The organism is Streptomyces sp. W1SF4, assembly GCF_003950035.1.
GTDB classification, from domain to species: domain Bacteria; phylum Actinomycetota; class Actinomycetes; order Streptomycetales; family Streptomycetaceae; genus Streptomyces; species Streptomyces racemochromogenes.
This window is the reverse complement of record NZ_CP034351.1, coordinates 172,887-182,473: the sequence shown is the minus strand read 5'-3', so window position 1 is coordinate 182,473 and position 9,587 is coordinate 172,887. Positions and strand designations below refer to the sequence as shown.

General features: G+C 74.7%; 9 protein-coding genes. 5 read left to right on the top strand and 4 right to left on the bottom strand.

Going from position 1 to position 9,587, the window contains the following annotated elements; genetic code table 11:
* The first annotated feature begins 8 nt into the window (after positions 1–8).
* The 3 genes from D1J60_RS34715 to D1J60_RS34705 are packed head-to-tail and all read left to right on the top strand — an operon-like array spanning position 9 to position 3,735.
* On the top strand, positions 9–1,565 hold the full coding sequence (locus tag D1J60_RS34715) for a hypothetical protein (RefSeq protein WP_241253664.1): 1,557 nt from the start codon (positions 9–11) through the stop codon (positions 1,563–1,565).
* Complete coding sequence (locus D1J60_RS34710) at positions 1,547–2,554, top strand: thiopeptide-type bacteriocin biosynthesis protein (RefSeq protein ID WP_125824496.1); 1,008 nt, start codon at positions 1,547–1,549, stop codon at positions 2,552–2,554. Before D1J60_RS34715 ends, D1J60_RS34710 begins: the two co-directional genes overlap by 19 nt.
* Positions 2,551–3,735, top strand: a complete 1,185-nt coding sequence (locus tag D1J60_RS34705; protein WP_125824495.1) for a cupin domain-containing protein — start codon at positions 2,551–2,553, stop codon at positions 3,733–3,735. Before D1J60_RS34710 ends, D1J60_RS34705 begins: the two co-directional genes overlap by 4 nt.
* 26 nt (positions 3,736–3,761) lie before the next feature.
* On the opposite strand, the gene D1J60_RS34700 is transcribed toward D1J60_RS34705, so the two are convergent.
* Positions 3,762–4,922, bottom strand: a complete 1,161-nt coding sequence (locus D1J60_RS34700; RefSeq protein ID WP_125824494.1) for an acyltransferase — start codon at positions 4,920–4,922, stop codon at positions 3,762–3,764.
* A 237-nt stretch (positions 4,923–5,159) separates the two neighbouring features.
* Here D1J60_RS34700 and D1J60_RS34695 point away from each other — a divergent pair, with 237 nt between their 5' ends.
* Positions 5,160–5,732, top strand: a complete 573-nt coding sequence (locus D1J60_RS34695) for a dihydrofolate reductase family protein (protein WP_125824493.1) — start codon at positions 5,160–5,162, stop codon at positions 5,730–5,732.
* Between the two features lie 103 nt (positions 5,733–5,835).
* The gene (locus D1J60_RS34690) at positions 5,836–6,498 is read left to right on the top strand and encodes a hypothetical protein (protein WP_125824492.1); all 663 of its coding nucleotides are present in this window, start codon (positions 5,836–5,838) and stop codon (positions 6,496–6,498) included.
* Between the two features lie 33 nt (positions 6,499–6,531).
* On the opposite strand, the gene D1J60_RS34685 is transcribed toward D1J60_RS34690, so the two are convergent.
* The 3 genes from D1J60_RS34685 to D1J60_RS38910 all read right to left on the bottom strand — a co-directional run bounded on the left by D1J60_RS34685 (position 6,532) and on the right by D1J60_RS38910 (position 9,584).
* Positions 6,532–7,050 carry a metallophosphoesterase gene (locus D1J60_RS34685; RefSeq protein ID WP_125824491.1) on the bottom strand — a complete coding sequence of 173 codons (519 nt, stop codon included), beginning with the start codon at positions 7,048–7,050 and terminating at the stop codon, positions 6,532–6,534.
* A gap of 241 nt (positions 7,051–7,291) precedes the next feature.
* Positions 7,292–8,017: an SDR family NAD(P)-dependent oxidoreductase gene (locus D1J60_RS34680; protein WP_125824490.1), complete on the bottom strand. Its 726-nt coding sequence runs from the start codon at positions 8,015–8,017 to the stop codon at positions 7,292–7,294.
* Positions 8,018–8,159: 142 nt separating this feature from the next.
* Positions 8,160–9,584, bottom strand: coding sequence for an alpha/beta fold hydrolase (locus D1J60_RS38910; protein WP_347147213.1), 1,425 nt, complete (start codon positions 9,582–9,584; stop codon positions 8,160–8,162).
* Positions 9,585–9,587 lie beyond the last annotated feature (3 nt).

Below are 9,587 nucleotides of genomic sequence, written 5' to 3'. Positions count from 1 at the left end.
GATCATCCATGGCTGCCCTGTCCGCCCGGGACGTCCTTCGGTTCGCCTTCGCCCAAGGAGCCGGGAACGCCCTGGTCACCGCCCCGATCCGGGTCACCGAGAACCCGGTGAGCACGGCCGGCGACCTGCCGCCCGGCACCTTGCCCGACCGCCGGACACCCCTGCCGACGGGCACCCACGAACACCTCGCCGACCTGCCGTACCCGCGTCGGCGGGTCACCGCGCAGGCCCTGGACCGGCCGGACGCGGCGCAGCGGCGCCTCGGCCACGCACTCGTCGCCGCCTTCGGCATCCAGCGCCGCGAGCCGTCCAACCCGTACAACGACCACCGCGGCTACGCCTCCGTGCGCAGCAAGTTCCCCGTCCACGCCTTCGTCACCGGCGGCGGCCGCCGCCGCCTCGTGGACCCGGGCCGGCACGCCCTGCTGGACATGGCCGGCGGGGGCGCGGCGGGGGAACCGGCCGCCGTCGTCCTCGCGGGCCGCTTCACGCACCTGCCCGACTACTACCGGCCCCTGCGCGGCCCGCTGACCGAGCTGGAGCTGGGCATCAACCTGCGGGCGCTGGCCGTCGCGATGGAACTGTTCGGCGTGGCGGGCCGGCTGCGGCTCCCGGGCGCCGACGACGCCGGACTGCCGGCCGGGCCCGGCCTGGCCCCGGCCTGGCAGTGGACCCTGCCCCTGGTCGTCGAGACCCCGGCCACGGACCCGGCCCCCACCCCGCCGACCGGGCCCACCCCGCCGGCCGCGCCCGCCGTGCCCGCGCCCGCCGTGCCCGCGCCCGTCGCGCCCGCGCCCGCCGGGTCCCGCGCGCCGGCCGGGAACGCCGGGGACGTGGCCGCGTGCCCCGATCCGGCCCTCGCGGAGGTCGTCGCCGTCAACCGCACCCAGCGGGGCGCAGGTCCGGCCGTCCCGCTGGCGGGCGCCATACCCGAACTGCCCGGGGAACGCGGCCCCTCCTGGGCGGAGGTCCTGTTCGAGCGGACCGCCGGCCGGATGCCGCGCCGCCTCTCGGGGATGAACGGCCGCCGCCGCCGGGTCCCGTCCACCGCGCTCACCGACGCCGCGGCCTGGCTGTCCGTACCGCCGCCGGGCCTCCTGCGGGCGGTGGCCGACGCGATCCGCGTCACCGCCGTCGTCCAGGACGTCGACGGCTTCGCCGCCGGCCGCTACGAGGTGCGGGGCTCCCGCGTCGAGGCCCGGGACACCTCCGGTACCGGACTCCACGCCCGCCTGGAAGGCGCGTACGGCTACCCGCTCACCCCGGGCAACGGCTGCGACGTGCGCCACGCGACGACCCTGTGGTTCCTGACGGCCCGCCCCGCCCGCCTGGTCGAGGAGTTCGGCCCCGCCGGCTGGACGCTCGCCCAGTACGCCGCCGGCTGGATGACCCAGGGCCTGTCCCTGTCCGCCGCCGCGCACGGCCTGTACGCGCGCCCCGCACGCGCCTTCGACGAGATCCCCGCGCAGCGGCTGCTCGGCCTGGAGCCCGACGAGACCGTGCTGCTCTCCGTCATCAGCGGCACCGGCCGCTTCACCGAACAGGTATGGGACCTGCGCCTGTGACCACCCCCGCCCCCACCCCCGACACGACCGGCACCCCCGCCACGACCGGCACCGCGCCGACCGGCACCTGGACGGCCTGGCACCTCCACCTGCCCTCGTCCGCACGGTCCGTCCACGACCGCGTCCTGCACGAGGCCGTCGCCCCGGCCGTCGCCGCACACCCCGGCCGGCCCTGGTTCTTCGTACGCTACTGGCAGGCCGGCCCGCACCTGCGCCTGCGCCTCGCCGGCCTCACACCGGACGAGGCACACGCCACGGAACACCGCCTGCGCGAGGCCCTGCCCGGCGCCGCGGCCCTGCGGGACGGCGAGGAACCCTTCGGCGACGCCGCTTTCGGGCGCGAGGCACAGCGCCTCGCCCGCGCCGGGGAGGACGGCTCCGCCCTGTCCCCGGGCACGCCCCCGCTGCCCACGGGCGTGTACGGGGCGGCGTACGAACCGGAGTACGAACGCTACGGCGGCGCAGGGCTGATGCCCCTGTCCGAGTCCCTGTTCACGCTGTCGAGCAGCCTCGTCCTCGGCTTCCTGTCCTCCCGGCCGCGCGGCCGGCGTGCCCGCGCCCTGTTCGCCCTGGGCGCCGCCGCGTGCGCGGCCGCAGCGCTCGGCGACGGCACCGACGCGGAGGCCTTCCGCGCGCACGGCCTCGCCTCGTGGCGGCGCTGGCTCCTCGGCTACGGCCACGCCCCGGACGAGGTGGACCAGTGGGTGGCGGCCGCGGGCACCGCCCCCGGGGAGGCCGGGCAGGAACGGGCCGTCCTCGCCTCCGCCGCGTCCGCCGCCGGCCCGCTCGCCGCGTGGCGGCGCGAACTGACCGCGGCCGCCGCGGTGTGGCGCAGCACCCCCGGCGTCCAGCCCGGCCGGCTGCTCTTCTCCCACCTGCACATGCTCCACAACCGCCTCGGCCTCGGCATCCCCGACGAACTCCTCACCTACGCCCGGCTCGCGCCGCTCCCCCCGCACCCCGCCGACCTCCACCGGAGCACCCGATGACCACGACCCCCCGGGCGCTGGCCGCGCCCCGCCACACCGCCCTCGGCCGCCTGGTAGAGGACCCGCCCGGCTTCGCGGCGCAGCTGCCCGGGGAGCCCCGGCTGCGGCGCGCCGCGGGCGACTTCTCCGACCTGTTCGGCCTCGCCGAGGTCGACGGCCTGCTCACCGACCGGGCGCTGCGCAGGCCCGCGTTCCGCGTCATCCGCGACGGCGAGCAGGTACCCGACGTGTCCTGCCTGCACGGCGGCCTGCTCTACCCGGACGTCGCCGACCCGCGCAAGATCTCCGGCCTGCTGGCGGAGGGAGCCACCCTCGTCTTCCAGGGACTGCAGGAACTGACCGGGCCGCTCGCCGAGTTCGGCCGGCGCCTCGGCCACGACCTGGGCCGTCCGGTCAACGTGAACGCGTACGTGACACCGGCCGGCTCGCAGGGCTTCGGCGACCACTACGACACCCAGGACTCCTTCATCGTCCAGATCCACGGCAGCAAGCGGTGGACGCTGAAGGACCCCGCGCTCGCGCAGCCGCTCAGCCACGAGACGGGCAGGCCCCTGCCCGAGGACGACGGCCCGGGCCGCACCCTCACCCTGGAGTCCGGCGACTGCCTGTGGCTCCCGCGCGGCTGGGTCCACTCGGCGCGCAGCACGGACACCGCCTCGGTGCACCTCACCATCAGCCTGTACGAGTGGACCGGCCACTGGGCGTGGACCAGGATCGCCGCCCGCGCCCCGGGTCTGCCCGGCCGCTTCCCGCTGAGCACCGACTTCTTCCGGGACCGGGCGGCTGCCGAGAAGGACATGGCGGCCCTGCGCACCGAGCTGATGCAGTGGCTGGCCACGGCGGACGACTCCGCCCTGGTCGACGTGGTCCGCGCGGCCGGCGCCCCCGAGTTCCTCTCCCCGGTCCGCCACCCCGCCGGGCAGGTCCTGGCGCCCGAAGCGGACGAGGACGCCGAGTACACGGTGAACGCGCACGCCGTCCTGAACGCCGAGACGCGCGGGGACCGCCTGGTCCTCACCCTGGGCGCCCGCGGCCTGACCCTCCCGGCGTCGATGACCCCCCTCCTCGCCGACCTCCTCGACCGTGACCGCTTCCGCCTCCGCGACCTCCCCCCGACGCCCGGCACGACCGCCCTCCTGACCCGCCTGTGCACGGAGGGCGTCATCACCCGCACCCCCTGAACCGGAGCGGTGGCCGGAGCGGGGGCTCAGTGGCCGCCGGTGGGGATCCGTTCCGTCTCCGGCGCGGTGGGCTGCGCGGGCACCCGGGGGAGGACGGGGCGGCGGGCCGGGGTCCCCGCCCGGATGTCCTCGATCCCGCGCCGCAGTCCGGCGCCCAGCCGCCGCCCCAGCGGGCGTTCGACGAAGCGGTGGACCACCCAGGCGACGACCAGCATCCCGGCGGTGGTGCCGAGGGCGAGGGGCACGGGGGCGACGCGGTCGCGGAAGTGGTGGATGACCGTCAGCCCCACCATCATGTGGATCAGGTACAGGGGATAGGTGAGCGCGCCCGCGTGGCGCAGCCAGCGCCACCGGATGCCGTCCAGGACACCGAGCGCGAGGGCGGCCATCACGGCGAAGCCGAGCAGGATGACCACGTGGGCCGGCCAGGACGGCGTCTGCTCGGCGGCGGCCCGGCCCAGGCTGGAGGTCATGCGGTCGCCCACGTAGTGCTGCGCGAGGAGGTACTGGACCCCCACGACGACCCACAGCACGGCGTTCGGCCCGAAGCGGCGCATGAGGTGGAAGGCCATGCCGGCGATGAAGTACGGGGACGAGGACGGCATCGCGAAGAAGGACAGCACCCCGTTGTCGATGGCCGGGGCCACCGCCCCGGCCAGGGTCCAGACCCCGCAGAAGAGCACGCAGTTGCGGTACGTCACCCCGCGCATGACGACGAGCGCGAACAGGGCGTAGAACTTGAGCTCCACGAAGAGGGTCCAGTACGCGTCGTCGATGTCCGGGACCCCGAGGCCGCCCTGGAGCATCGACAGGTTCACCACGACATCGGTGAACCGCGTGATCGACCGCACCTCGGGCCAGGCGTACAGCACCAGCGAGGTCAGGACGACGGCCGTCCAGTAGGCGGGGAAGAGCCGCGTCACCCGGGACACCGCGAAGTCGCCCACGCTGCGGCCCCAGGCGCTCATGCAGATGACGAACCCGCTCACGAGGAAGAACACCTCGACGCCGAGCCAGCCGTACACGGCGAGCTGGCGGGCGACGGGGAAGACCTCGGTGGTGGGCCGTCCCCAGGCGCTGGCCAGGACGGCGTAGTGGTAGAAGAGCACGGCCAGCGCGGCCAGGACCCGTATGCCGTCGAGGACGGCCAAGCGCTGGGGCTCGCCGCCCGATCCGCGTGCTCTCATCCTTCGTCCGCCCCCTCGCTCGCACAGCAGTCCTGTTACCGCCGCGTAAAGATCAGCGGAACAGTACAGCGTGCACACGTCAGCGGGCCCTGCCGGGAGAGCCGCGCGGCCGGCCGGCACGACGGGTCCGGCCCGAAATACGAATTACTCCCGGCAGACCGATGAGTTCCGGCGCGGACCCCGGTCTGACATGGTGATCGCCCACCCGCCCCCGCAACCACATCCCGGAGGAACCCCGTGCGAACCCTGATCAGCTCCGCCTTCGTCTCGCTGGACGGCGTCGTGGAGGCCCCGGGCGGCGAGCCCGGCTACCGGAACTCCGGCTGGACCTTCAAGGACGTGGAGTTCCTCCCCGAGGCCTTCGAGATCAAGGAGCGGGAGCAGAAGGAGGCGTCCGCGATCCTGCTGGGCCGGACCAGCTACGAGGCGTTCAGCCCCGTCTGGCCGGACATGGAGGACTTCGCCGGCTACAAGCCCATGCCGAAGTACGTCGTCTCCACCACCCTCACCGAGGACCGCCTCGTCACCAACTGGGGAGAGACCACGATCCTCCGCACGCTCGACGAGGTCGCCGCGCTGAAGCAGACCGAAGGCGGCCCGATCATCATCCACGGCAGCGCCACCCTCCACCGCGGCCTCTCGGACGCGGGCCTCGTCGACCGCTACCACCTGCTGGTCTTCCCGCTGCTGCTGGGCGCGGGCAAGCGGCTGTTCAGCGGCGCGGACCGCGACACCCAGAAGCTGAAGCTGGTCGAGCACGAGGCGTACGCCAACGGCCTGCAGAAGCAGATCTTCGACGTCATCCACTGACGCCCCGGGGGGCCGGGGGCGCACGAACCCCGCCCACCGTCCGCTCCCATCCGGCAGAATCCCAGGCAACTGAACGGTCAGCGGCGAGGGGTGGGGTGGGCACGTGGGGCTTTTCGGCCGGCGAAGCCGACGCAGGGGCATACCGGACGATCCGGCGCTGCTGGCCGAGGCCGCCGCGAATCCCGGCGGCAGCGTCGCCGAGATCGACACGGCGTACGTCGACGACCCGAACGGCTACGTTCCTCCCGAGGCGATCCGCGGCGCGTGGCTGGTGGACAGCGGCGGCAAGCTGACGGGGGAGTACCAGGAGAACCCACGTCACGGGGTCCCGCAGGACGACTTCGGCAAGCTGACCGACCCCGACCACTGGCTCGGCTGGCTGGGCGACGATCCCGCGGCCGCCGTCCGGAACGGCATCGAGGAGTCCTTGCGCGCCCAGGCGGCGGACGCGGTGGTCGAGTGGGTCAAGATCCTCGAAACGCCCCGCTTCCTCACGGGCGGGCGCCCCTCCGAGAACGGACGGACCCTGCTGGTCACCCGCGCGGCACTCGCCGCGCCGTTCGCGCTGTCCGTGCGCGCGGCGCAGCACGGGCGCTCCGTCCTCCTCGGCGTCTTCTCCTGGGCGGCGGTGAACCTGGCATCACCCGAGCCGCGCAGGGACCGGCACTGGTTCGACCTGAACGTCGGCCTGGACTGGGCCGACGAACGGCTCAAAGAGCGGATCTACGAACTCGACACCGCGGCGGGAGGCCCCGCCGAACGGTAGAGCGGCCGGGGCTGCCCCGGAACGGGCTGCTTCTCAGCCGCGGGGCGCTCCGGGCAGGCGGGGGAGGCGGTGTAGGCGGACTTCCGTGAGCTGCCCGTCCGCGGCCCGGGCCGTCATGTACGTGCAGTACGGCTGGCGGCGCCGATCGGTCGGGGAGCCCGGGTTGAGCAGCCGCAGCCGGTCCCCGGCAAACGTGTCCCACGGGATGTGGCTGTGGCCGAAGACCAGCACGTCCACCTCCGGGAACCGCACGGCACAGCGCTGCTCACGCCCCCGCGCCGGGCCCGTCTCGTGCACCACCGCGAACCGCACGCCGCCGAGTTCCGCGTACGCGACCTCGGGCAGCCGGGCCCGCAGCCCCGGCCCGTCGTTGTTCCCGTACACGGCGAGCAGCCGGCGCGCCCGCTGCTCGAGCAGATCGAGCGTGGCCGTGTCGGTCCAGTCCCCGGCGTGGATGACGACGTCCGCGCGCGGGACGCGTTCGAGCAACTCCGCCGGCAGCTCCCTGGCCCGCGCGGGAACGTGCGTGTCCGACATCAGCAGCAGCTCCACGGGATCCACGCTAGGCCGTGTCTTGCGGATCTTGCTCCCCCAGCTACCGCTGGGAGGTGCCCCCAGACCCGCGCCGCCCGGCACCGCACCTCGCCGCGTTGGCGGAGCACCCGAGTACGTCCAGTACAAGGGCGCCCCGCCAACGCGCCGATGCACGGCACCGGGCAACGCGGGCTTAACCGGCAAGATCCGAAAGACACGGCCTGGCCGCCCCCGACGGGAGGGGGGACGCGGACGCGGTCTACCAGGCGAGCGGCTTCCCGTCCCGGAAGAAGCCGCCGGTGGGTCCGGAGTCGGGGAGGGTCGCGGCCCAGACGACGCCGGCGGCGCCCTCCTCCACGGGTCCGCCGCCGGGCCCGCCCATGTCGGTCGCGATCCAGCCCGGGCAGACGGCGTTGACGAGGATCCCCTCGGCGCGCACCTCGTCGGCGAGCTTGCGCGTCAGGGCGTTGAGGGCGGCCTTGGAGACCCCGTAGGCGGGGGTCCCGCCCGACATGGTCTCCAGGGATCCGGACTCGCTGGAGACGTTCACCACGCGGGGGTGCGGCGAGCGGCGCAGCAGCGGCAGGAAGGCCTGCGCGGTCCGCCACGGGCCGAAGAGGTTGGTCCGCAGGGTGTGCTCGACCTCGTCGAGGTCGACGGAGACGGCGCGCCGGGAGGTGTCGTAGTTGACGGCGGCGTTGTTGACGAGCACGTCGAGGCGCCCGAACTCCGCCTCGACGCCGCGGGCGAGGGCGCGGACGTCCCCGTCCTCGGTCACGTCCAGCCGGCGCGGCAGCAGCGTGCCGGGCACTGCGGGAGCCAGCCCGGCGGCGGCCCGCTCGGCGTCCTCCGGGCGGCGGGCGCACAGCAGGACCGTGTGGCCGAGCGCGGCGAGTTGGCGCGCGGTCTCCAGGCCGATGCCGCGGTTGGCGCCGGTGACCAGTGAAACCGGCGATACCGGCGATACCGGCGTGACGGTGCTCATGACTCTCCTCCTGCCTCCCAGGCGCGGACCGACGTGGTCCGGCCGCTCGGTCAGCACGCTATGCGGCGGTACCGGGCGTGCGGATCGGACCGGGGTCGCAGCCGGTCTGCGGCCTTGGACCTGGTCCCGAAGACCCACCGGCTCACGCCCCGTCCCACGCCTCGGGGCTGCGGTAGTGATTGCGGTGCCCCGCGGCGAGCACCTGCCGCAGCGCGACCCGGTGCTCGGTACCGGCGGGGAGTTCCAGCCGGTCCAACAGGGCGAGCGCGGGCTCCGGTTCGAGCTGCCCGTACACGTCGTGGTAGCTCGCCCGCAGGGCCCTGAAGACGGCCGGGTGCAGCTCCGGCACCCGTACGGCCGCCTCGTACGTGGCGGCCTTGGCCTGCCACGGCACCGGCCCCGAGACCTCCAGGACCCGGCGGGCCCGGCGCAGCAGCGGTTCCGGGGCGCCGGCCTCCAGCCGGTCGCGGTCGTTGCCGAGGACCTCGGCGAAGGCCTCCTCGGCGGTCTGCCAGACCTCGAACCAGTCGGACCAGAGCGACTCGGTGATCGCCGGGTACTCCCGGACGGCCTCCAGCCGGCGGCGGTAGCCGTCCCAGAGCGGCCCGGCCGGCAGCGGTCCCCCGGGTCCGCGGTGGGCCGAGTGGATCTGCCAGGTCACCAGGACGTGGCCGCCCAGCAGGTCCATCAGCCCGAGCGCCACCCGCAACCTGCCCGCCAGGTCGAGTCCCTCGTCGGTGAAGGCCATCGAGCCGAGCCCGTTGCACAGCTCCTCCCGGGTGAGGGTCCGAGCGGGCGGATCCGCGTCGTACCAGGCGTCGGGCCCGGTCTGCGTGATGCCGTCCTCGGCGAGCCAGCGCCGGGCGACCTCGCCGTCCGGTATGTCTTCGGCCAGGAAGGCGGTGACCGCCGCGGTGAACTCCTCCGGGGCGGCCGCGTGCACCAGATGGCCGACCGGGATCGTGGTGAGCCGGGCGTCCGGGATCCGGCGGGCGAGGTCGGCGAGCGAATCCTGCGGGACGTGGCTGTCCGGCCCGCCCGCCACCACCAGGGTCGGGGCCGTGATCAGGGAGAGGCCCTCCAGCCAGGACGGGTCGGGGCGGTCCAGCTGGGACCGCAGCGCCGGCACCACCGCCCAGTCGAAGGCCAGTTCCCCCTCCGGCCGCACAGCGGCACGCGGCTCGCGGGGCAAGGGCGCAGGCACGTCCTCCAGCACCAGCCGGACCACCCTCCACGGGCTGTGCTGCGCCACCAGGAACGCGACCACGCCGCCCATCGAGTGCCCGACCAGGTCCACCCGGTCCAGGCCGACGGCATCCAGGAAACCCAGCACGTCGTCCCGCATCAGCTCCAGCGAGTACGCGCCGGCCCACTCACTGCGGCCGTGACCCCGCAGGTCCAGGGCGTACACCCGGCGCTCCCGTGCGAGCACGTCCCGTACGGCGGCCCAGTGGTCGGCGCTCTCGCCCAGGGCCGCCAACAGCAGCAGCGGATCACCACCGACCGGCCCGGCCACCTGGTACGCCAGCCGGACGCCGTTCACCGCGAGGACCTGGTGCTCTGTCACCCG

What these genes read in the sequence shown, in the direction of transcription:
- D1J60_RS34680 (WP_125824490.1), bottom strand. Translation starts at nt 8,017, where the DNA reads ATGAGCACCGTCACGCCGGTATCGCCGGTATCGCCGGTTTCACTGGTC.
- D1J60_RS34700 (WP_125824494.1), bottom strand. Translation starts at nt 4,922, where the DNA reads ATGAGAGCACGCGGATCGGGCGGCGAGCCCCAGCGCTTGGCCGTCCTC.
- D1J60_RS34715 (WP_241253664.1), top strand. Translation starts at nt 9, where the DNA reads ATGGCTGCCCTGTCCGCCCGGGACGTCCTTCGGTTCGCCTTCGCCCAA.
- D1J60_RS34710 (WP_125824496.1), top strand. Translation starts at nt 1,547, where the DNA reads ATGGGACCTGCGCCTGTGACCACCCCCGCCCCCACCCCCGACACGACC.
- D1J60_RS34705 (WP_125824495.1), top strand. Translation starts at nt 2,551, where the DNA reads ATGACCACGACCCCCCGGGCGCTGGCCGCGCCCCGCCACACCGCCCTC.